The 22,941-nt window shown below is 58.7% G+C and carries 19 protein-coding genes and 2 pseudogenes; 14 read left to right on the top strand and 7 right to left on the bottom strand.

What is annotated here, in order from left to right; genetic code table 11:
- The 3 genes and pseudogenes from AC4FS3_RS24440 to AC4FS3_RS24450 form a co-directional block, all read left to right on the top strand.
- On the top strand, nt 1-1,897 hold a 1,897-nt coding region (locus AC4FS3_RS24440; protein ID WP_491022684.1), incomplete at its 5' end, for an AAA domain-containing protein.
- Entirely contained in the window at nt 1,894-3,240 is a 1,347-nt protein-coding gene (locus AC4FS3_RS24445) for a hypothetical protein (RefSeq protein ID WP_491022685.1), read from the top strand. The genes AC4FS3_RS24440 and AC4FS3_RS24445, both read left to right, overlap by 4 nt.
- Nucleotides 3,241-3,330: 90 nt before the next feature.
- Nucleotides 3,331-3,474 (top strand): annotated as a pseudogene (locus tag AC4FS3_RS24450) (IS5/IS1182 family transposase); the annotation flags it as partial.
- 18 nt (nt 3,475-3,492) lie between these two features.
- Here AC4FS3_RS24450 and AC4FS3_RS24455 read toward each other — a convergent pair.
- Nucleotides 3,493-3,654 (bottom strand): annotated as a pseudogene (locus AC4FS3_RS24455) (integrase); the annotation flags it as partial.
- 227 nt (nt 3,655-3,881) lie between these two features.
- Here AC4FS3_RS24455 and hyoA point away from each other — a divergent pair.
- From hyoA to AC4FS3_RS24470, 3 genes are all read left to right on the top strand, one after another.
- A complete protein-coding gene (hyoA, locus tag AC4FS3_RS24460; protein ID WP_491022686.1) occupies nt 3,882-8,174 on the top strand; it encodes an NACHT domain-containing antiphage protein HyoA in 4,293 nt (1,430 codons plus the stop codon).
- Nucleotides 8,175-8,539: 365 nt separating this feature from the next.
- Nucleotides 8,540-9,283, top strand: coding sequence for a hypothetical protein (locus tag AC4FS3_RS24465; protein ID WP_491022687.1), 744 nt, complete (start codon nt 8,540-8,542; stop codon nt 9,281-9,283).
- On the top strand, nt 9,253-10,320 hold the full coding sequence (locus AC4FS3_RS24470) for a DUF262 domain-containing protein (RefSeq protein ID WP_491022688.1): 1,068 nt from the start codon (nt 9,253-9,255) through the stop codon (nt 10,318-10,320). Before AC4FS3_RS24465 ends, AC4FS3_RS24470 begins: the two co-directional genes overlap by 31 nt.
- Nucleotides 10,321-10,994: 674 nt before the next feature.
- On the opposite strand, the gene AC4FS3_RS24475 is transcribed toward AC4FS3_RS24470, so the two are convergent.
- Nucleotides 10,995-11,816: a transglutaminase-like domain-containing protein gene (locus AC4FS3_RS24475; protein WP_491022689.1), complete on the bottom strand. Its 822-nt coding sequence runs from the start codon at nt 11,814-11,816 to the stop codon at nt 10,995-10,997.
- Nucleotides 11,817-11,992: 176 nt separating this feature from the next.
- On the opposite strand from AC4FS3_RS24475, the gene AC4FS3_RS24480 reads away from it, so the two are divergent.
- The 4 genes from AC4FS3_RS24480 (at nt 11,993) to AC4FS3_RS24495 (ending at nt 13,957) form a co-directional block, all read left to right on the top strand.
- Nucleotides 11,993-12,289, top strand: coding sequence for a PRC-barrel domain-containing protein (locus AC4FS3_RS24480; protein WP_491022690.1), 297 nt, complete (start codon nt 11,993-11,995; stop codon nt 12,287-12,289).
- Between the two features lie 75 nt (nt 12,290-12,364).
- On the top strand, nt 12,365-12,853 hold the full coding sequence (locus AC4FS3_RS24485; protein ID WP_249495903.1) for a YciE/YciF ferroxidase family protein: 489 nt from the start codon (nt 12,365-12,367) through the stop codon (nt 12,851-12,853).
- A 242-nt stretch (nt 12,854-13,095) separates the two neighbouring features.
- Complete coding sequence (locus AC4FS3_RS24490; protein ID WP_491022691.1) at nt 13,096-13,269, top strand: hypothetical protein; 174 nt, start codon at nt 13,096-13,098, stop codon at nt 13,267-13,269.
- A gap of 193 nt (nt 13,270-13,462) precedes the next feature.
- On the top strand, nt 13,463-13,957 hold the full coding sequence (locus AC4FS3_RS24495) for a GNAT family N-acetyltransferase (RefSeq protein ID WP_491022692.1): 495 nt from the start codon (nt 13,463-13,465) through the stop codon (nt 13,955-13,957).
- A 17-nt stretch (nt 13,958-13,974) separates the two neighbouring features.
- On the opposite strand, the gene AC4FS3_RS24500 is transcribed toward AC4FS3_RS24495, so the two are convergent.
- Nucleotides 13,975-14,598 carry a YggS family pyridoxal phosphate-dependent enzyme gene (locus AC4FS3_RS24500; protein WP_491022693.1) on the bottom strand — a complete coding sequence of 208 codons (624 nt, stop codon included), beginning with the start codon at nt 14,596-14,598 and terminating at the stop codon, nt 13,975-13,977.
- A gap of 257 nt (nt 14,599-14,855) precedes the next feature.
- On the bottom strand, nt 14,856-16,361 hold the full coding sequence (gene pdxR / locus AC4FS3_RS24505; RefSeq protein ID WP_491022694.1) for a MocR-like pyridoxine biosynthesis transcription factor PdxR: 1,506 nt from the start codon (nt 16,359-16,361) through the stop codon (nt 14,856-14,858).
- Between the two features lie 212 nt (nt 16,362-16,573).
- Here pdxR and AC4FS3_RS24510 point away from each other — a divergent pair, with 212 nt between their 5' ends.
- Complete coding sequence (locus tag AC4FS3_RS24510; protein ID WP_491022695.1) at nt 16,574-17,761, top strand: benzoate/H(+) symporter BenE family transporter; 1,188 nt, start codon at nt 16,574-16,576, stop codon at nt 17,759-17,761.
- Nucleotides 17,762-18,145: 384 nt separating this feature from the next.
- Here AC4FS3_RS24510 and AC4FS3_RS24515 read toward each other — a convergent pair whose 3' ends face one another.
- Nucleotides 18,146-18,352 (bottom strand): transcriptional repressor, encoded by a 207-nt coding sequence (locus AC4FS3_RS24515; RefSeq protein WP_491022696.1) that lies wholly within the window; start codon nt 18,350-18,352, stop codon nt 18,146-18,148.
- Between AC4FS3_RS24515 and AC4FS3_RS24520 the strand changes: the two genes are divergently transcribed.
- A complete protein-coding gene (locus tag AC4FS3_RS24520) occupies nt 18,314-18,742 on the top strand; it encodes an alpha/beta hydrolase (RefSeq protein WP_491022697.1) in 429 nt (142 codons plus the stop codon). The genes AC4FS3_RS24515 and AC4FS3_RS24520 overlap by 39 nt on opposite strands.
- Before the next feature lie 19 nt (nt 18,743-18,761).
- Here AC4FS3_RS24520 and AC4FS3_RS24525 read toward each other — a convergent pair whose 3' ends face one another.
- Entirely contained in the window at nt 18,762-19,115 is a 354-nt protein-coding gene (locus tag AC4FS3_RS24525) for a DUF1304 domain-containing protein (RefSeq protein ID WP_491022698.1), read from the bottom strand.
- A 55-nt stretch (nt 19,116-19,170) separates the two neighbouring features.
- The gene (locus AC4FS3_RS24530) at nt 19,171-20,259 is read right to left on the bottom strand and encodes a site-specific integrase (protein WP_491022699.1); all 1,089 of its coding nucleotides are present in this window, start codon (nt 20,257-20,259) and stop codon (nt 19,171-19,173) included.
- 113 nt (nt 20,260-20,372) lie between these two features.
- Between AC4FS3_RS24530 and dusA the strand changes: the two genes are divergently transcribed.
- Complete coding sequence (dusA, locus tag AC4FS3_RS24535) at nt 20,373-21,356, top strand: tRNA dihydrouridine(20/20a) synthase DusA (protein ID WP_491022700.1); 984 nt, start codon at nt 20,373-20,375, stop codon at nt 21,354-21,356.
- 709 nt (nt 21,357-22,065) lie between these two features.
- Entirely contained in the window at nt 22,066-22,764 is a 699-nt protein-coding gene (locus tag AC4FS3_RS24540; protein ID WP_491022701.1) for a response regulator transcription factor, read from the top strand.
- The last annotated feature ends 177 nt before the right edge of the window (nt 22,765-22,941 follow it).

Here is a 22,941-nt window from a genome sequence, read left to right on the forward strand (position 1 = left end):
AGACCTTCGTGCAAATGGACCACAGGCCGACAATGCACTAACATTCAAACCGGACCACTCAGTGGGGGCATTCCATGACTACTTCGACCCCAATGCTGATGCCGCTGACGCGCTCTACGCGGTCAAGATTGCGGAAACCGACTTAGCAGCATATGGGTTGAACGACGGTCAGAAACGAGCATTTCATGAGCTTTTAAAGACCGGGCCGGTCGGCTTGCTCCAAGGGCCACCGGGATCCGGAAAAACACGTTTCATTGCATCTTTTGCGCATTGGCTTCTTACGCAGGGCGGTGCTCGACGCGTTCTCGTCGCGAGCCAATCCCATGAGGCGGTGAACAATGTCCTAGAGGAAGTGCTTAAGACTTACCGAACTTGTGGCGGGAGTGCGGACCTACTCCGCGTTGGCTCACGCGGAGCTACGGAGCGCGTCCGGCCGTACCAAGCTAGGACGCTGAGGGAGCGATTCAGAGTTCGGTTCGAGAACGGCATCAAAACTAGAATTGCGCACGCGGCCGCTGCGGCTGGAATTCCGCGGTCTTTTGTGCATGACGTGGTCAACGTCGATCAAAGGCTTGCCTCTCTCTATCGGTCGATCCTGTTGGTGGGACAGGCAATCGAAGCGGGTGCGGGGCCTGACGAACGTCGTCGTTTGGACTCCCGTCTTCGCAAACTTAATCAAGCATTCCTACGAGAAGCGGAGGGGCTGCTTGGGGATACGGCCCTCACGGCCGAGCACGTGGACTTCGATTCAGTTGTGGAAGCCGCTTTCCGGGCCGTTTCGGCGGCTCATCCCCGAACAAGTCCAAGTGACCTATCAAAGGTACGGCAATTGATGGCGCTGGCGAATGACTGGAAGGATACGCTTGCGACAGGTCACCGAAACTTTGACGAGTTCCTAGCAAAGACCCGGCAGGTGGTTGCTGGGACCTGCGTAGGGTTGGGGCAATCTCAAATTCGATTGGAAAGTGGAGTATTTGACTGGGTCATCGTCGACGAAGCAGCACGGTGTACGAGTGGTGAACTCGCCGTTCCACTCCAGTTGGGAAGCCGGGTGCTCCTTGTCGGCGACCAGCGCCAGCTTCGCCCGATGGTCGATCGAGCTGTTCAGGAGGGGCTGCGTGAGGAATTTGGGGGAGCAGGAAAGGCACTTGCGCAGTCGGACTTTGAGCGAGCATTCGCTTCGCCCTATGGACGTCGCAACGCTCGCGTGCTTGATGAACAATATCGCATGACTCCTGTCATCAGCGATCTCGTGTCGAACATATTCTACGCGCCGCATGGTGTCAGACTTAAGTCATCGTCAGACAGAATAGCCGACGCGGCGTTCTCGAAGCTGCCACCTGACCTCGCGCAGCCGGTGGTATGGCTGGACACGTCCTCGCTGCCCGGAGCATTGGAGCGAGACCGCAACAATCACCGAGATATATGGAATGACGCGGAGATCCAAACGGTCATATCGCTCCTCCATCGGCTCTCAAAAGAGGTGGAGCTGGTCGAGGAACTGGCGAAGCGGAGCGATCCCACGATAGGGGTCATCTGCATGTACAGCGAACAGAAGCGGCGCATCGAACGTGAATGGGCGCAGCAACCATTCTCAGAGGTCTTTAGACGGATGGTCGTGATCGATACGGTGGACGCCTATCAAGGGAAAGAAAATTCGATCGTCATAGTAACCCTCGTCCGATCGAACGATCTGAGGAAACCTGGACATGTCGGTCGTGAGAACCGCTGTAACGTCGCCATGTCGAGGGCGAAGGAACGACTATATATCGTTGGGAACGCGAAAATGTGGTCGAGCGCAAAATGCAAGTCTCCTATGGGCGATGTGTTCAACAGGATTCAGGGCATGAGCCAAGAAGATGGCGGCGTGCGCGATGCAGCGGAGATTAGATCATGACGTCCGAGCCGCATCGAATTGAGATAGACGCTGTCGACTTTCAAATCTCGTGCCGTCGCTTCACGGTCCGCGCTACGATTACACGCGATAGGCAGTTACCTGTTGTTGACGAGTTCGTGCTGCGGCTGTTGGCGATACTCGAACGAGTATCTGTGACGCGAATGCGGTCTTGGTTTGGATTTTCAGTCGGCGAGATGGAGACGGTACTCGTCGACATGGGCCGCCAAGGCCTCATTGAATTCGATGGAGACGAGGCTGTCCTCGCCCCGGCTGGGCGTGAGCTCTTCAAATCCAGCGGAGTTGAAGGGGTGCCGCATGTCGTGGAAGTAGCGCCCCTTATTGGTGACGTTTGGTTCGATCTCGTCAGCCGAACAATGGTGCTGCAGTCTCGCTCTCGCCCCACGGACTTCATGGTCAAACTGACTGAGCTGCCAGAGGCTCGCGATCTTCCGGAAGCATTTGCGCGCCGCGCGTTCGAGGATAATTTTCGAGACTATGCTCGACGAATTAGGCGGCTTCCAGATCCTGACGCTATCAACCTCTACTCGATTTCTGGCGTAGAAGGAGGCGCCTATGGCTACCAAACTCTTCAGGCGCAGCTCGTCCTTGATCTTGATCGCTTGGGCATACGCCCCGCGTTTCCTGAAGAGGTGGACAGAGTTTCGGGCTTCCAGAAGCTCGCCGTTGCCGCTAACGACGCATGGCAAGTGATCTCGGGGCCGGACATCGCGTCAGGAGCCATGGCGGAATTCGAACGCATGACGGGTGATGCGCGCTTGTCCCCTCTTCTGCAGCGTTCCGATGAGCAATTAGCTTGGGTGGAAGCGTTCAGATTGTCGGAGCTGCGCGGTTCAGGGTACCGACCTAGTGTCGGCGCGGCTTACCTGAAACGTAGCATCGAAAGGCTGCTGTTGAAGTTTGCAGAAGCAAAATTCGAACAGCGGATTAACGAGGTAATCTGGCTGCGACCTAGCGGATCGACATGGGGGCGGACGACCCTTGTCGCGGAGGCATTATCTGAAATAAGAGATGCTTTGCGAAACAATAATCAGCCGGATGTCAAAACAGTACTCATAATGCCTCGCTCGACGGTTAAGTCAGCGAGGCTAAGTCATAAGCGCGTTTTTGACCGCGGGGTCTTGCTGCCACAAGGTCACTTACCGTCAAATCTCGAAGTCTTGTTCGTTCCTGGGGTGGCAGCACTTGTTAATATTCATGTGCCCGTCCAGAGACACGCCGTTCCGATTGGCGGATTAGTCACCGAGCCAAAGCGTCTTGACCGGATAGCGGAGCGTCTTCGCGTTATCCAGAATAGGGAGGTCGAAGAGCTTTGGAGTCGATAAGTCGACGACAAGAACGAGAAGTCATTGTGCTCAGGCGGCGAGTTACTGGCATTTCACGCAGATCAAGCGCGCACTGACATTCTCGCTGCATTAGAGGAGGTCTTCGGCTGGGTTAAGACGGTGGGTGGCATGGCTCAGACCGTCTTTCGTGGCCTCGATAAGGTGCGCTCCTGCTTCATCCTCACCATGGCCGCCAACAGTCTCGCCCGACTGCCGAGGTTGCTGGCCGCTTGAAGGCAGAATGACTTCCGGCAGGTTGAACAGAGCAAGATCACGTCGGTTATCCGCCATCTCAAGGCGGACACGGATGGACCAGACATGCTTCGGCAGCAGGGGGCGTTTCTGGCCAATGATACGACCCTTGTTCTAGGCTGGGTGATCAGGCCGAAGTGCAGGCAGAAAACCGACGGACATGGCGATACCTCCTGCCCCTAGCCCACCCTGACTTCGGTTGGCCCGACAGGCATCATATTATCATGGGAACGTGAGTCGTTTGTGCCGTTTTACGACCGGAAAGCACATCGGAGGGGAGCGCCCAAATGCAGGATGCAAGGGCAGAGCTTCGCAGGTATGGAAATAGGGGGGCAGCTTTGTAACAGAGTATCTGCTTCTAGAAAATTCGGATTGGTTCACCCTGCGCCATGGATCGTCGCTTCATTGACCTCGCTTCAGAAGACCTGCCTGCCTTGCTTGCGGCCGCAACGATGCCTTGGTTTCCGCATTCTCGCGGGATAGGCTGGCCGGAACTTCTGCAGTCGCGCCGTATCACGATCATTTCAGAGGCGGGTTCGGGCAAGACATATGAATGTCAATCGCAGCAGCGACGACGCTTCGGTGAAGGTCAGCCAGCATTCTTTTTCGAACTGAGTGAGCTTGCGCGCTCCGAAGCCGTTGGCTCGCTTCTGGCACCTGAGGAGCTCGCTCGGTTCGAGGTCTGGTGCGCCGCAACTGATGAAATCGCAACTTTCTTCCTAGATGCCTACGATGAACTTCGGCTGACGCGCGGCAAGTTTCGCTCGGCGCTGATAAGGTTGAAGACGTTCGTTGGCCCAAACCTCGACCGCATCCGTCTGATCGTGACATCTCGGCCGGTGCCCTTCGAGCGCGAACTCTTGGCGCAACTATTCCCGCTATCGGAACCCCGGCGAGATGCCCGAACCTTTGTCGACGATATTATGGGAGTAGCACGTGATCAGGTGCTCCCGGCAACGGATAAGAAACCGTTGCCCATGTGGCGCACGGTCTGTCTCACACCGTTGGACGAACCGGCAATCCGAGCGCTTGTCGCGGGCAACGGCCTCACCGATGTCGAGGCGTTCATTTCCGACCTCCACAGCCGCGATGCGTTCGACTTCGCCCGACGTCCGCAAGACCTGATCGAGCTGTGCCAGGACTGGAGGGAGCACCGTCGCATCCGCGTGCATCGCGATCAGGTTCTAACGAACATTGATTTGAAACTTAAGCCGCGGACGGACCGCGACGAGGCCGGTCCGTTATCGGAAGCGAAGGCTAGGGAAGGCGCGGGAACGCTCGCGCTCGCCGTACTGCTGACGAAGTCCATGACCATTCGCCATAGCACCGACTTGCAGGATGATGATGAGGCTGGGCCCTGTGTCGATCCGATCCGGCTTTTGCCGACCTGGACCCAAGAAGAGCGGCGGACGCTCCTGGAACGACCCCTCTTCAGCTATGCCTCCTACGGGAGAGTACGTTTCCACCATCGATCGGTTCTCGAGTTTCTGGCTGCGGAGCGACTTCAGACACTGATCCGAGCGGGGATGCCTGGGCGCGCCGTCAAACGGCTTTTATTCACACGCACAGCCCAAGGCATCGACGTTGTGCGTCCAAGCCTGCGGCCCGTAGCCGCCTGGTTGTCGCTCGATCATGCGGATGTTTTCAGAGAGGTCTGCCAGCGCGAGCCAGAAAACCTGATCTGCCTTGGCGACCCAGCCTCCCTCTCGATCGAACAACGCCAAGCGGCTCTGCAAGCCTTCGTTAACCGCAATCGGCAAGGCACCTGGCGTGGGCACCACATTCCGCGCGTTCAAACCCAAAGATTCGCTGATCCCGCACTTGGATCTGCCGTCCGGCAACTGTGGGATAGCGGCATCGCCAACGAAGAGATGCGGGAGTTTCTACTGGAACTGGCTGCGGCCACCCCTCTACCGGAAATGTCCGATCCCGCAGTCGACATATTCATGAACCGAACTGCCCGCGACGGGGAACGGCTGGATGCACTTCGAACCATCATTGCCGTGAAAGATCCCCGTCTTCCCAAAATCGCCTCCGCTATTGCCGCCGAGCCAGAACGTTGGTCGAACCGGGCACTCCGATATGCTCTGATTGAACTTTTCCCGCAGTACCTTTTCAGCCAGCAGTTGCGCTCGGTTCTACTTGCGCTGAAATCGCCAAAGGCGACGATTGACGCGATCACTTGGGATTGGCCTGAACTGATCCAGAGCGCACCCCTCGCAGCGTCCTCTGCATCGGAACTTCGCAAGATGCTTCACGATCTGACAATTGAGGCGGCAAGTTGGCCGACCAATGTGCACCGTTTGCTGACTACTCGCTCGCATCTGGTGCCGGGCTTGGCAGCGGCCTGCCTAAAGGAACTGAGCATCGGAACACCGTCGGTGGGTTGGATGGACGCAGCCGTTGCAGCAGTCCGGCTCACGAGCGATCGCGAGGATGACGAGGATCATCCGGTCGGAGCACTCCGACAGGCCCTTGCCGGCCTGTCGGCAGATGACCGTGCGCAAGCATTCTGGGCGGACAACGCGCTGCTTGAGAGGTTTCGCGCCCGCGAGGAGCCGTTGTCGCGCTACCACAAGCTTGTGTATCATGGGGCTATTTCTGTTGATCCCGAGCTTGACCGAGGATGGGTGAGGGCTGCGGTCGCTGATCGCGAACGCCCTGAGACAGAGCGGCATGTCGCACTCTACGTGGCCCTCCGCCAGACATCACCGGACATATCAGGAAACGACAACTACTGGGCTGATCTTTCTGCGGGCGTTGCGGACAACGCGACCCTGGCGAAAGAGTTGGCATCGGCACTTGAGCCTCGCGTATCAGACTCGCACGAAATCGAATGGATGAGGGAAAGTCGCAGAGAAAAAGCTGCCGAAAAACGGAAAGCCGCGAAAGATCGCAAGTCCTGGGAGGACTTTCAGCTTTGGATACTGTCAGACCCCGAAGCAGCCTTTGCCGAGTCCGTGTCTCACAATACATGCTGGAACCTATGGACAGGGATGCGGCGTGGTCAAGAATTCCGCGAAGAGGGCTGGGATCGGGCTTTCATCGAGACACACTTCAGCCAGGAAGTCGCCGATCGCCTACGCCAAGCCATGATGCGCCATTGGAGAGAAGAGCACCCGCCGCTACAGTACGAACTACCGCCTGAAGAGCGCGGCATATTCTATTATAGCGGGCGCTTTGCGCTCGCCGGCGTTTATGCCGAAGCCGAAGATCCAAACTGGGCACAATCTCTCTCTTCTGAAGAGGCCGAGAAGGCGGCAAGGATTGCGAAGCAGAAAATAAATGGCTTGCCAGCTTGGCTTGCCACACTGGCAGCGGTTCACCCGGAAACCGTGGAAAGAACGCTCGGGCCTGACCTTTCATCGCAACTCCGCAGCGGTTCTGAATGGTCGGACTACCTCCAAGCCCTCCGGGACAGCAAACCAGAACTGCGCACCCTGTTCGTGCCCAGGATCAGGGCATGGATTGAAGAAGTTCACGACGGGGACGAAATCGCCAATGCCGGAAGCGATTTCGCCAACCTGCTTCGCCAGGCCATTCTCGTTCTTCTGGCCCATGATGAATGGTCTACCAATTCGTTTCTTGAAGGGCTGGCAGCGGACGCCCTTCTCGGACCGATAGAACATCCCTGTGCTATCACATGGGCCCAGACCCTTTTACGCCTCAACCCAGAGCGGGGCACACTTGTTCTCGAGCAGCTCTTCAAAAGAGAACCCGCACCGGACAAGCCATTGAAGGAGAGTTGGATCGCTGCGATTTTCGGGGAACGCCACGCGCGCGGCGTTCCCGTGGATTTCGGATCCGAGCGCTTTACCCCAGACATTCTCCTTCGCCTTGTACTCCTGGCCTATGCGCAAGTGCAGGTCGCCGACGACGTTCGTCATGAGGGAACATTCTCGCCGGATACCAGGGACGATGCTCAGACAGGTCGGGGCGCCATCCTCAGTGCTCTTCTGGAACGCGAAGGACAGGAGGCCTGGCTGGCAAAGCTGCGTCTTGCGGATGACCCGCTTCTTACACACTTTCGGGATCGGGCGATCGCAATCGCGCTGGAAAAGAGTGCCTCTGAGGCCGATCGCGCTCGGTTTACCGAAACAGAAGTCGCGGGCATCATAACCCGGTTCGAAGCTCCGCCCAAGACGCGCGAGGATATGGCGGCGCTGCTGGCCAATCGGCTGGACGATATCAAAGAACTCCTTCTTGCCGATACTTCGCCACGAGAACTGTGGGCTAGGATTGACCAGGAGCATCTCCTGCGCAGGGAGATGGCTCGTGAGCTGACGAGGATGTCAAACGGACTCTATGCAGTGATTCAAGAGTCTGTCACAGCAGACGAAAAAGAAACCGATATTCGCTTGGTATCGACCGGGGCTGAACTGGAAGGCGTGATCGAGTTAAAACGGGCTGAGGGTTTCTCCGGCCGTGTGCTGCTTGAAACGATTTTCGCTCAGCTGGTTCAGAAGTACCTTGCTCCTCAGAACCGTCGTGCTGGTCTGCTCGTGATCAGTATCGCGAGGGAAAAACACTTCCAGCATCCGGAGACCGGAGCGAAGCTGACCCCGGAGGAGTTTCTCGCCGCCCTCAAGACCGAAGCGGCACGCATCGAACAGAGTTTGGCCCACGAGATCAGTATCGACGTGCGCTTGTTGGACCTTCGACCGCGCCTGAAGGCCGGCTGAGAACGATGTCTCGGTCGTGGAACTGCCTGGTCTGAACGGTTACTCGCCGGGTGCTTGCTGCGGAGCAAGACGAACGGCAGCTCTGAGGGGCGCTGCGAAGCGGCATCCGGTTACGGGGACTGGCGGCTAAGGGCCGCGCTTGCCCGCACTGGGCGTTTGGTTGGGTGACGGTGCCGAACCTGCCTGTTTCTGTGCCGCAGCATGTCGCTCGGAGCCCATAGCTGCCGTGCGCGCCTGGTGCTGGTTGCGGTAGGCGCCAGGTCCGAACAGAAGTTCGAGCCAGAAGCAGAGGAGGCCAGCACCGGCTCCAACCAGACGGTGCCCCGCTTGATCTCAGGTCGAGGGCATCTTGCGCGTGACGTTCAATGTCTGTCGATAGTGGCGGACCGGGCGAAGCGAAAACAATGCAAGTTGTAGTTCAGAACTTGCTTCAATCTCTGCCGAGCGCTACCAAAGCACCAGAAGTTCTTCCAAGGAAAAGACTAGACTGTATGGCTGTGTTCTCCAACGTCAACGAACTGAAGGACAGAATACTTGCATCTGAGGCAGATCAGTTCTTCGACGATGTTATTCTCTCAAACGACACAGATCAGTTTGGCGTCGAAAGGATAGAATTTACAGCAAATGTTCTCTCAGAAGAATACGGTGTCGATGTATCGCATGATGACATAGTCGTTGTTGGCTCATCAAAGGTTGGCTTCGCACTTCACGACAAATTCAAGGCCGGCGAACTCGTCGCACCTGCATTTCGATCGTATGGGGCAGAGTCTGATATCGACCTATCCATCTGCAGCGCTAGTCTATTCGCTTTACTTTGGCATGAGATTAGCGAATTCGCCTGCAGGCAAAAGGAAATGCCATTCAGAAGCAAGAATTTAGGGAGCTACCTCACTTATGGATGGCTGCGCCAAGATCATTTCCCGAGGCAAGGCGGTATTCATCTTGTTAGGTGCAGCAATCTCTTGACATGTCGAGGGAAAATTCGCCGAAATCGAAATCTAGGGCATCCCAAGGTAGATTTCGGGATATTCTACAGCATTGAGCATCTCAGATTGTATCAATTGAGAAGCATCCGGCTATGCAAGCAGAAACTGGAGAATCCGCTTTGATTCAAACAACAGCAACAAACAAGAAAATCAGAGAACTCTTGAAATCGTCGAGAGATGGAACACTTGTTCCAAGGCCGGAGTTTCAGAGGAGACTTGTCTGGACTTCCAAAGACAAAGACAAATTTATCGACACCGTACTAAAGGGGTATCCGTTTCCAGAGATCTATATGTGCAACGGTGAGATTGACGTCGAAACAGGGGAAGGCACTCAGCTGCTTGTTGATGGACTCCAGAGGGTAAGCACTCTCAGTGAGTATTTTCTAGGAGAAGCAGTTATTTCTCATGTTCTGACTTCCCCATATGCGCAACTCACACCTGAAGAGAAGCAGAAGTTTCTTGAATACAATGTAGTTGTTCGAGACCTAGGGGCACTCAGCAAAGAGCAGATTATTGAAGCTTTCCGTCGCCTAAATTCCACCCAGTATACATTGCGAGACATGGAAGTCCATAATGCCATATACGATGGCGCAATGAAGCGGTTCTGCGAGAGGTTCTCTGAAAACCAGTTCTTCGACAGTCATCGGGTGTTCCTAGCTAGCGACAGGAAGCGCATGGGGGACGTTTCATATTGCCTTTCGATAGTTGCCACTATGATGAATGGTTACTTCAACCGAGATGCAGATCATGAGAATGTTCTTGCAAGGTACAACGAATCCTTCCCGGACGAAGCCCTCTATGAGAATAGAATAAATGCCGTACTCGACCTCATCGAGGAATGTGGGTTTGATCAGAAGTCGAGAATTTGGAAAAAGGCTGACTTCTTTTCGGCATTCATTGAACTAGACAGCATTCTTCAAAGTGGGTTTGTGTTTACATCGCCAGCCTTGGTGCTTGCGGCGCTGGAGGACTTCTATACAGAAGTAGAAAGCGAACCACCCCGCCGGAAAGGTGTTTCTGAGATCTACTACAAGGCAGCGTTGCAGGCATCAAACGATCGCACAAGCAGGCTGCGTAGGGGACTGATAGTTTCCGGAAAGATCCTTCGGAAGCAGGATGATGTAATCGCAGAAGAGTTGAATCGCATGGGGGTAATATAGGAAGCAAACCGGCCAGATCCGAAGCTATTCGCGAGTACCGGCCAGATTGCGAACTGACCCAGTTGTGCATCGGGCACGATGTGCGAATGTCTGCTGCAGAGGTTAGATAATCGACTGCCACCTTCACGATCCTGTGACCTCTGGCCGACAGGGAGCTGGCGGTGCATTGCTGAGGTTTGTTCGAGGTCCCGCGAACGTCCGGTTCTGCCCTGTCGGCACGCCGCAGGTCGATAGTTCGCTTCGTCGCGCGGCCCGTGCAAATGGCGGCTTTGTCCCGCATCGCTACCGTCTTGGCCGGGTATTCGCTGCAGAGCAGACGACCGGCCGCTTCCGGGAATGCGGCAATGCAGCATATGTGGGGGTCGAGCGGCAGCTATGGGCCGCTCGCTTCCGCCCACCCCCCCATGCCGCGTCCAGATCAAGCGCAGCCCTACATGAAATACGGCTTGTCGCCGTAGGTCCCCGGTCTGGCGACACCTAGGCTGTGTCGTCGGTGACGATGACGGGCCGGTGCGGGGCTTTGGCTCAAAATTGATGACGGCCGTTGTGGAGAGTCAGTATCGTGCTCCATTCGAGTGTAGCCTCGGGCCGGAGGGAATGCGCCTCACTCTGCGCTTGCCGCCAGAGCTGTTTCAGGAAAAGGACTACGATCCGGTCTGACCGGAGCCGCTGGCTTACGGGGCGGCCACGCCGATTGCCTCTTCGGTCCAGACCCTGAATTTGGTCAGCTGATGCTGGCCGAAGGAGTGGATTAGCGGGATGTCGGTGGCATCACGGCCGCGCGCAATTACGACCCGACCGATGCGCGGTGTATTGTGGCGGGCGTCGAGGGTGAACCAGCGGCCCTCCAGCCAGACCTCGCACCATGCATTGAAATCCATCGGGGCCGGGTTCGGGGCCACGCCGATATCGCCGAGATAGCCATTGGCATAGCGTGCGGGAATGTTCATGCAGCGGCAGAGCGTGATGGCCAGGTGGGCAAAGTCCCGACAGACGCCAACCCGCTCGCGCCAGGCTTCCGATGCGGTCCGGGTCGCGCGGGCATGCTCATAGCCGAAAGTGATGTGGCGGTTCACATAGTCAAAAATCGCGCGCACTCTGGACCATCCCGGTGCCACATTGCCAAACAGCTCCCATGCCTGCGCCATCATGAGATCGGTTTCGCAGTAGCGGCTGGCAAGGAGATAGCCGAGAACTTCGTCCGGCAAAGCGCTGACCGGACATTCCCGTGCAGTGTCGTTCCAGGAGTCGGGCTCTCCACTGACTTCGACCAGACTGTCACGTGAAAGGTGTGTTGATCCCCCGGGCGCAGTCAGGCGCAGGCAGAGATTGCCGTAGGGGTCGGTATATGTCCGGTGCTGAACGGCCGGAGTGAACTGCACCCCGCTAGTCCAGACGACAGACCCGGCGAGGTCGGGATGCGGGTCCAGCAGTGCGATCACCTCGGTTGGCTGATCGCAGGTGATTTCTATCTCGTAGCCCAACCGTACAAGCACACTCGCACCTCTCAACTGACACTGAGAGAACGCGGGGATGGCGGAAGAGGTTCCGCGCATGGTGGAATCCGGCCGTCCGGCAAGGTCTCGCCGAAGGCAGAAGACCAGCCGGAACCTGTCCGGTCGGGCAGACGTTTTTCCGGCACGAGTGTTTTGGTGTAAAAGGAGAGAATGCCATGGACCATACCAGACATATCCGCCTGAACGACACTGAACTGACGGAGACCGTGCTGAACGGCGCCACCATCTATGGCCCCGGAGACGAGAAGATCGGCCATGTTTCCGAAGTGCATGGTCAGGGGGCCGGCGCGCAGGTGGTTGTCGATGTCGGCGGCTTCCTCGGCATCGGTGCGAAGCCCGTTGCTGTTCCCGCGCGCGATCTCGATTTCATGCGGGATGAAAGCAATGCCGTCCATGCGGTGACCCGCTGGACCAAGGATGAGCTGAAAGCCTTGCCCGAACACCGCCACTGATCTGGCACTGTTCGGATCGGGACGATTGTCCGCCCGCGCGGTGAGGCGCGGGCGGGTTTGCTCAGGGAGGACCCCATGAAGACGCTTGAAGATGCTTTTCTGCACACGTTGCAGGATATCTACTGGGCTGAGAATGCTCTGCTCAAGGCACTGCCCAAGGTTTCGAAATCGGTGAACAACGCCGAACTGAAAGTCGCGTTTGACGATCACCTGTCCGAGACGAAGGGACACGTCGCCACGCTCGACAAGGTGTTCAAATCCATCGGTCAGAAAGCGGCCGGCGAGAAATGCGATGCCATGGCCGGGCTTCTGAAGGAGGCGGACGGTCTGATCGAAGAGGCCGAAGGCCATGCGCTCGACGTGGCGCTGATCGGTGCGGCCCAGGCCGTCGAGCATTACGAGATAGCCCGCTACGGTACCCTGCGCGAATGGGCGAAGGTACTGGGCCATGAAGAGGCACACGGCCTGCTCGGCTCCATCCTCGATGAGGAAAAGGCTGCCAATGCGAAGCTCACTGCCCTGGCCGTCATGGCGGTCAATGAGGCTGGCAAGAAGCGCAAGTGATCGTGAAACTGGCGGCCCCGCGATCCGGGACCGCCAGTTCGGATCAGCGCCTGATGGCGCGGGCACCCCAGATCAGAATGCAGGCACCGACGGCTCCCGCGACCAGATAGCCAAGCCAGCCACCGAAAGAGACGCCGAGCAGGCCAAGTAGGAGGTGAGTGACCCCACTCAAACGCGCAGTCGCAAGCCGCCAGCCCCTTATCTGCGCGGAGATGTTCTGTAGCAGCTGGTATGATGGCGGGATGGGTACCCTTCGGAAAGTGGCGCGCTTCCTGGTCGACCATGGGCTTTTCTTCAGGATCTATGAGCTTGCTGAGGGCGAGACCTATGGCAGTGCCGACCTGGGGCTTCGAGAGATAACGCCCGAGATCCTCGAAAACATCCTGGTTGAATCAGCGCAAGACCGTGATCATTGAACGGCGGACTCATCGTGATCCGGAGGCTACACTGACGGCGCTGCACTGCCACCGGGGCTGCTGGATACTGCTCATCAGCACGCAGGATTGGTCCGCTTCACTTCTCCCAATTGGCTGGATCAGATCAGTCCGCTTTCTGGCATTCCTCTGACGGGTCGCGGCCCGAGTGCCGCCAACTTTCAGGAGACATGCATTGACTGATCCCACTTGCGCCCCCTCTCCGGCCCCAGTCGAAAGCGCCCGGGCCGATATCGAAATCCGCAGCCTGATGCTGGCGGATGCCGCTCCTTGGCGCGAACTCTACAAAGGCTATGCCGCTTTCTACAAAGTCCCGATGACGGAGGACATTCTCGACCGCACCTGGGCCTGGCTGCTTGATCCTGTCCACCCGCTTGAAGGGCTGGTGGCTGTCCTGGCGGGTAAGCCGGTCGGCTTCGCGCATTTCTGGCCGCAGCCGCGCCCGCTCCTGGGCCGGGATGCCGGATTTCTCGATGATCTCTATGTCGATCCGTCACTGCGGGGGCGGGGTGTCGGTCGCCTGATGATCGGGGCATTGAGTCAGTTCGCCCACAACCGGGGCTGGCCGATGCTGTCCTGGGTGACGGCGCAGGACAATGCGACGGCACGGCGGCTCTATGATGATGTGGCCAATGCCGCGAATTGGGTCACTTACGAGAAGCCGATCTGACAGGGCGGCGGGGCGGGTCAGACATCGTCCAGCCCGGGCCAGAAGGCTCCCGCCGATTTGGGGCGGGGGCCGAAGATGGCCTGACCCACCCTGACCACATCGGCACCTTCCTCGATGGCGATCTCGAAATCGCTGGTCATGCCCATCGAAAGCCGTGTGATCCCGGGGCAGCGCGCCTGCGCCGCGTCACGTAAGCCGCGCAGCCGCGCAAAGCAGCGCCGGACCCGGACCTGATCGGCGCTGAGGATTGCGAGGGTCATCAGGCCCTGTGGTCTGAGACGCGGGAAGTCTGCCAACTGGTCGATGAAGGCGGGCAATGCGTCCGGGGGAAGCCCGTATTTGCTGTCCTCGCCAGAGGTATTGACCTGGATGAACACGTCGAGATCACGGCCCAGGGCCTCAAGCCTGCGGTTCAGTTCGGCCGCCAGCCGCAGACTGTCGAGGGCGTGGAACTCTGACGCGAACCGCACCAGATACCTTACCTTGTTCGTCTGCAGTCGCCCGATGATGTTCCAGCGGATCGGCAGATCGGAGAGGGCTGCCTGCTTGTCGCGCGCCTCCTGTAGCTTGTTCTCGCCGAAATCCCGGATCCCGGCGGCAAAGGCGTGGCGCAGAACGGAGGCGGGCACGGTCTTGGTCACCGGCAAGAGCCTTACCGCGCCGGGGGTGCGACCCGCGCGGGCGCAGGCTGCTGCGGATCCTGTCCTGGACCAGCGCCAGGTTCTGCGCGAAGCGCTGCGTCGGGGCGCTGCCGAAGCGTTCGATATCTGCATCCGAGAGCAGGTCTGCCGGAGAAGGAACAAGGGACATGGCCGAACTTTTCAGGATTGTGCAGCGCGAGGGTAATCGCAGATGGATCGCACCGATCCAGCCATTTTCGCACCGATGACCAGACCATTCAGAGGCGGCGTCCCCCGCCAGCCAAATCGCTCAGCACAGTCGCGAGAATGCGAATGCCCTTTTCCAGCTCGGCTGGTGTAAAGGCGGCAAACCCCATCAGGAAGCCTGGCCGAGGTCGCGCGGTTGTATGCAGGGCAGAGAGACCGGTCAGGCCGAGCCCCTCCCGCGCCGCGGCGGCGATCACCCGGTCCTCGGGCAGATCGCAGGTCAGAAGGCAGGGCATTTGCAAGCCGCCGGTGGGAACCTGCGCCGCGACCAGCCCGCTCAGTTGTGTCTCAATCAGCCGGGCAAGGATCCGCATCCGTTCGGCATAGATATTGCGCATAAGCCGGATATGCGCGCTGAAATGCCCGCCTTCGATGAAGCGCGCCAGCACCAGTTGCGGGATCGAGGCGGGGTGGCCGTCCTGCTGGGTGCGCGCGATGGTGAAGGGGGCCACGAGGTCCGGCGGCAGGATCAGATAGCCGATCCTGAGGCCGGGAAAGAGCGATTTGGTGAAGGTTCCGATATAGATCGTGCGCTGATGCGGATCGAGACCCTGGACGCAGGCTGTGGGCCTTCCAGCATAATGGAACTCGCTGTCGTAATCATCCTCGATGATCCAGCCGCCGCGCCGTGTGGCCCAGTCGATCAGTGCAAGCCGCCGCTCAAGTGACAGCGTTGCCCCGGTCGGGAACTGGTGCGAGGGCGTGAGCGAAACCACCCGCGCCTTCTCCCTGCTGGCAAACATCTGACTGACGACCAGCCCCTCGCGGTCAAGGGGGACGGGCACTGGCACCGCGCCTGCTGCCGCAAAGGCCTGCCTTGCGCCGTGATAGCCGGGGTCTTCGACAAAGATCCGCTCGCCCGGGTCCAGCAGAAGATTTGCAGTCAGTGCCATCGCCTGTTGCGAGCTGGTCAGGATCAGCACCCGATCCGCCGTGGCCCGCGCGCCGCGTTCGAGATTGACGTAATCGGCAATTGCCTGCCGCAACGGGGCGGCACCTTGCGGATCAGTCATCGACAGCGCAGCGGTGCCGTGATCCTTCAGAACCTGACGCTCCAGCCGTTCCCAGATGCGGATCGGGAAGTTGCGGGTTTCGGGCAGGCCCTGCTGAAACAGCCGGACCGGGCCGCCCGCATGGGTGCCGCCCTGTGCGACCATCGCCGCGCCACGGGTGCTGAGACCCGCTCTGATCGCGCCGGTCTCTCGGGAAGGGGGGCGTACCTTCGGGGCCACGGGCAGCAGATCGCTGATCGGGGCGACGAAGCTGCCGCTGCCGACCCGGCGAATGACAAAGCCTTCGACATGAAGCTGACCATAGGCCGTCTCGACCGTATCGCGCGACACCCCCAGCGAGGTCGCAAGGTTGCGGGTGGCGGGCAGGGGCTTGCCCGCCGCCAGCGCCCCGTCGAGGATCAGCTGCCGGATGGCGCGCTGAATGCGGCTGTGCAGCGGCAGTCCCGCGTGATCGGGGTGGATCAGCCAGGCTTTGACGGTTTCGAGCTGGGTATGGCGAAACAATTGGTCTGCCTCGGATCTATGATGGTGTGATCATTCCATACCGATTTCTTGGGCGCAGCCACAGGGCTGTCGAGGTGGTGTGACTTACTACCACGAAGAAGCGGCGCGATCTGTCTGCCAATGGTCTGCCCTTTGGGTCAGAATTGGCGGGAACGGACCGCCCGGTCTGCAGCTAGGCCCGGACAAACACGCTCCGAAGGACTGTCTGCATCATGACCACCATGGCTTCATCCCGCTCCAAAGACCTGTTGCCCCCGGTGATGGCCGGGCTGATCTCGGTCATCGTGAACTATGGCGGCACCTTCATTCTGGTCTTTCAGGCGGCGCAGCTTGCCGGGCTGGATGCAGTCCAGACCGCATCCTGGGTCTGGGCGGTCTCGGTCGGGGTTGGCATGAGTGGCCTCTTCCTCAGTTGGCGCTACCGGATGCCGATCATCACTGCCTGGTCGACGCCGGGGGCGGCCTTTCTGGTCATGTCGCTCGGCACCGTCAGCTACCCCGAGGCCATCGGGGCCTATATTCTCTCGGCGCTGGCTTTTGTCGTCCTTGGGCTTTCGGGGTTCTTCGATCGGCTGATCCGCCTCATCCCGCCCGCCATCGCCGCCGCCCTTCTGGCCGGGATCCTGCTGCAATTCGGGATCGGTGCCTTTGGCGCCGCCAGTGTCGATCCGGTCCTCGTGATCCTGCTGTTCGTCAGCTATCTTGTCCTGAAGCGGTTCACCGCACGCTATGCGATCATCGGCATTCTCGCGGTCGGGCTGGTCTGGCTGCTGGCGCGCGGCGAAGTCAATCTGTCGGGGGTGCGGCTGGAATTGGCTGTTCCGGTCTTTACGATGCCGGAGTTCACGTTGACTGCGGCGCTCAGCCTTGCGCTGCCGCTCTTCCTGATCACGCTTACCGGCCAGTACATGCCGGGCATGCTGGTTCTGCGCAATGACGGCTACCGGATCAGCGCCAATCCAATCGTGACGGTAACAGGCCTCGGCTCGGCTCTGATGGCACCGTTTGGCGCACATGCGTTCAATGTGGCGGCGATCACCGCAGCCATCGTGACCGGCCCAGAGGCGCATGAGGATCCGGCCAAGCGCTGGATCGGGGGGATTGCCGCCGGGCTGTTCTACACGCTGATCGGGATCTTCGGCGTCACGCTGGCGGGGGTGTTCATGGCCTTTCCGGCTGGGTTCATCGCCACCCTGGCGGGGCTTGCCTTGTTGGGCACGATCGGGGGTAGCATTGCAACCGCCATGTCCGACCCGGCCACCCGCGAACCGGCGCTGATCACCTTCCTTGCCTCGGCCGCGAATATTCAGCTCTTCGGGATTGGCGGCGCTTTCTGGGGGCTGATAATCGGACTTGTTGCCTGGGGCGTGTTGTCACTCCGGCGGCGCGGGAATGATTGAATGAACCGTGTCATAGCCGGGCCTGACGCGCGGATTGCCCGCTCCCCGGTGGGAGTGAGCGAAGCCTGCACCATTGCGGTCCAGCGATTGGTTGCCATAAATATCCGGCTCCGCGAGTGGCTATTCTGCTTATCGCTGCCGAACCTGCTGCCCTTTAGCGGAAACAGGGGGGGCGAACACCTATCGCCCGATCCCGAGACTTGTCCGGGGATGTTTCAGACGATTGACTTGAACAGCGGGTCCATCGACAAAATGCCGTAAAGGTGGGCGGGATCACGGTTGGCGTCTTGCACCCTTCGCATGGGGTTTAACATAAATCTCAAGCTTGTGCCCGACGATCTCGATTCCGTGCTCGTCCGCGATCTTCTGCTGGAGCCTCTCAATCTATTCGCAGGTGAACTCGATCACCTCGTCGGTCTCGACATTCACAAAGTGATCATGATGCTCGGAACCGCCGGCCTCGTAGCGGGCGCGACCGTCAGCAAAGCTGTGACGCTCGATCAAACCATGTTCGGTGCCATCGCATTCCTCGTGACCCGCAGTTTCGGGCGGATGGTTGTCGTCTCGGTGGGGGTTTATCTGCCCGCCCAAGCGGGTGTCGACATGACCCGTCTGGCCATTGGCGGAGTGTCGCGGGGCGGGATCCTCGCCATCGCCTTTGCTGGGATGCGGCCTGGACTGTTCAAAGCGGCGGTCAATTTCAGCGGCGGCTGGCTCGGGCAAGCCTGCACGGGCTATGAGGCACTTAACCAGCACCTCTTCCGCCGCGGGGCAGCCGCAGGTGTTCCCACGCTTTGGCTCCACGGCAGCAATGACCCATATTACAGCATCGCCCATTGCGCGAAAAACCATGCGCAGTTTCTGGAGGCGTGCGGCCTGGGCCAGTTTGTCGCTCTGCGCGCGGGTCACGGGCTGATGTTCAAACCGGCACTCTGGTCAGCCCTTATGGACAAATATCTCGACGCTCAGTTCCCGTTCTGAGCACCTTCGTCCCTATGTCTCATATTCCCGCCAGAAGTGTGCCAAGTGCCAGCAGCGCGGGCAACGTCTGGATGAACAAGATCTTGCTAGTCGCGGTCGCCGTACCGAAAACCCCTGCAATTGCCACACAGATCAGAAAGAACAGTTTGAAAGCCATCCCGGCCGGCCCCATCACAAGGCCCGTGATAAGCCCCGCTGCCAGAAACCCGTTGTAAAGGCCCTGATTGGCGGCCATCACTTTGGTCTTCTCTGCGAGGTCTTCGGTCAGATTGAACGCGCGCCGGGTCCTCGGTGTGGTCCAGAGAAACATCTCGATGACCAGAATATAGATGTGAAGCGACGCAATCGCAGCGATCAGAATGTTGGCGATCATGGACGAACCTCCTTCAGTTTCGGTCTTCCCGACGTATCCCGGCAGATCGCCCCTATCACTCAGCTGCGAAGGTGTGGGCGGGGTAGGGCGCTCGCGCAGATACAAGACAGTGCAGTGCTTCAGGACGAATATGGGTGTATCGACGTAGCATCTTCCAATCCTTGTGCCCTGTCACCAGAGCAACTTGTTCGATGGAAAGACCAAACTCAAACAATCTGCTTGTGCCCTCATGTCGCAGGTCATGAAAGTGCAGGTCTTCGACCTCGACCTCTGCGCATGCGCGACGGAACGCTGTTCCTACGGATCGGGAATTGTACGGGAAAATCGGTCCTTTCGGGGTCCCAACGTGCTTGGCTTGTTCCATTGCCAAGGCCCATGCGTCGAACCCCGTCGCAGCAAACAGAGGGATCCTTTGGTCATTACCAGCTTTTTTCCGAGGATCTTTACGGTCGCGGATCACCAACATACGCCGCCCTATGTCCAGATCATTCCAATCAACCCGACAAATTTCGTCGAGACGGAGCGCGGTCGCGATGGCAAACTGTACGATGCGGGACATTGGCATCGTCAAACGTGCGTTATCATCAAAGCAACGGAAAAGGCGGTTGAGTTCAGCCGTTGTCGGTCGGCGATCTCTCTCGACGCCCTTACCTATCAGACCGAGCCGCTTGAGCGCCACGCGGGCGAGATCGACGGGTTCAGCTGAAATCTCCAGCCCGTGAACAGCGGCAGCATGGGTAAGGATCATCTTGATCACGCCGATGTCGATGCCGAGGGTTACAGGGCCGGCACCCTGATCCGCGCGCTTGCGCCCATACTCGATCAGCTTGTGTCGATCGAGGTGACCTACCTTCTCCTTGCCGAGGTCGCGCTTGAGTGTCGCAAGGGTAGCTTCCTTGCTGCGGCGGGGTGGTTTCCCTACCGCACTCATATCAGCTATATGAAGGTCAATCAGGTCACCGAAGGTGTGCAGACGAGAGATGGACGATCTGTTGGGGGGAAGCCCCTGATCGACGAGTGTCTCAGCTTGCCGGGCCCATTTCAGCGCGTCCTCCCGACGCAGGAAAGTCTCGCTCGCGTAGCGGCCTTTCCGTCTGATCTGGACCCGGTATGCGCCGGATGGAAGCTTGGAGATCGAGGCCATTTTCGTGTGCGCTCTGTGTGCAATGAGTCGTCGTAAAGGGGGAAATTCGGGGATATCAGGGCGTAACCTGGCGTAGGGGCAAACTGGGTCAACGGATTGAAGATACTATAAAAATGCATAAAAATCAATCGCATAGACTATCCGTGGCCCCTATGATGGACTGGACTGACAGAAATTGTCGTTATTTTCACAGGGTCATGAGCCGTCGCGCCATGCTCTATACTGAGATGGTGACTGCGCCTGCGATCCTTCACGGGCCCAAAGCGCGGCTGCTGGATTTTTCCGGCGAAGAGCATCCGGTGGCGCTGCAGCTCGGCGGCTCTGACCCGCGTGAACTGGGCGAGGCGGTGCGGATCGCGCGCCCCTGGGGCTATGATGAGTTGAACCTGAATTGTGGCTGCCCTTCCGACCGGGTGCAGTCGGGCTGTTTCGGCGCGGTGCTGATGAAGGATCCCGATCTCGTCGCGGAATGTGTGACCGCGATGCAGGCCGAGGCGGATGTGCCGGTGACGGTGAAATGCCGGATCGGGGTCGATGATCAGGACGAAGAGGCAGTGCTGCCTGCCTTTATCGAGCGTCTCGCCGGGGCCGGGATCACGCATTTCATCATCCATGCGCGCAAGGCCTGGTTGCAGGGCCTCTCGCCGAAAGAGAACCGCGAGATCCCGCCTTTGAATTATGACCTCGTCTTGCGGATGAAGGCCCGTTTCCCGGACCTGACCATCTGCCTCAACGGAGGAGTCGCCGATCTCACAGCCGCTAAAACCTTGCTTGATCAGGGGCTTGATGGGGTGATGACCGGTCGGGCTGCTTACCACGATCCCGGCCATGTGCTGATCGGGGCGGATGGTCTCTGGGGCGAGGAGCGGCTGCTGTCGCGCGACGCGGTGGTGCGCCAGATGCTTCCCTATATCGACGCCCATATCGCTGATGGCGGGCGACTGCATCAGGTCACCCGCCATATGCTGGGGCTGTTTCACGGCCTGCCCGGCGCGCGGGGCTGGCGTCAGGTGCTGTCAACCAAAGCGAGCCGTGAGGGCGCAGGGGTTGATGTCGTGCTGGAGGCGCTGGAGCAGGTCACCCGGCTGCCTGCGTGACAGACCTTCGACCGAGCCGGGCGCAGGCAGTTCTTCACGCCGACAGGTGGAGGGGGTTGGAGGTTTTTCTGCCTGGGCTGGTGGCATAAATGGGCGCCGGGAGATCGGCCTTTCGCCGCGATGCCTCCGCCAGGATGTGGCCATCCGCTGCCACGTCCCCGGCTGAGCGTTTAAGCGCGGGGGCAGCTATGCCGGGGTCTCCCTGATCGTCCGGACCCCGTTTCGTGATCTGCGCGACCGCATCGCGGTTGCCCTTTTCGGTGAAAATGGCTGTGCCCGTTATGGCCCTCTGGCCGGGCCTGGTCTGCGCGGTATGCGTAAGAACAATCGGTCTCACCCTGAGTAGAATCCGATCCTGTGCGACCTCGGTGCCGCAGCGTAACCTGCGTTCTCGTACGGGGGCACGTGTATCGGGAGGCTGGCAGAAAGCTGCACTGCAGCTGAAGCTCTGAAGACGGGGAAATGTATATCTTCCGCCGGATCTGAATGTGGCCCGACGCGTCAGGTCTTCGGATAAAGCGATCATTGCTCAAAGCGACATGAAATATGAACAGGCAATTTAAGTGTTGTGGCCGGCAGATATGTCTCCTCTTTGGGAAACATTGTTAGCCGGTAAATTCACAGTTTCTCGCGATCGGATGTGATGGTCGGTACAGGGAAAAGGCACCCTGATTTGCCATGGTTTCCTGTAGTGTGATGGAGAGTATCGATGGCAGATAGTTGTGTGATTCGTGATGTCGTTCGTGTTGTCGATGCCAAAAAGCTCAGACGCGCTGCTCTCGCGTCTTTTCTCGCATCCTGGGCAGAGGCTATGAAGCTGGAGCTGGTCGCTGATGACCCTGCCGATGGCAGTTATGATAATGGGATGAAGTCAAGGCTGACGATCCTCAGTGTTGGCGGAGTAGAGATCAGAAAATGCACGCTCTTCGGAATTTCCGACCTTGAAGCGTTTGCGTTATCCAATGCTCCGTGTCTGATCATATCGGATCTGAATGATGCTGAGGAAATGACCACCGCCGCGAAAGCAGGATTCAGAGGTTTCATCACGAGCGACACCGAGCCGGATCTGGCAATCAGGACATTGATCTTCGTTCTGGGAGGCGGAGTGTCCTTTCCGCGCGAAGCGATTTTGCGGGAAAGAGTCAGGATATATGTGGATGTGAAATATGTCGGGGACAGCCCGGGTTCCCTGACGAATTTGACGCCCCGGCAGCATGAAGTACTCGATTGTCTCTGCAAGGGAAGATCGAACAAGCTGATAGGGCGCGATCTGGATATGCAGGAATCTACTGTAAAGGTGCATGTCCGGCAGATCATGCGCAAACTTGGGGCGGCAAACCGTACCCAGGTGGCCTTGTTTGCCGGGAACCGCGTCAATGGTCATGTCCCTGATCACAAAATTGAGTAGAAATCGGCCGATACCATCATCGCCATTGAGAATGCAGGTTCATTCCGGTGCTTTCGATCGCGCGGGTTCAGCTGTGCCCTGCTCAGAAGCAAAGGCATACATCTGAAGGTGTAGATACGTAATTGCATTGGCCGGACTCACCCGCGAGCCGCTATTCCTTTAGCAGTCACAGGAGAT

This window comes from Pseudogemmobacter sp. TB195 (assembly GCF_058313095.1).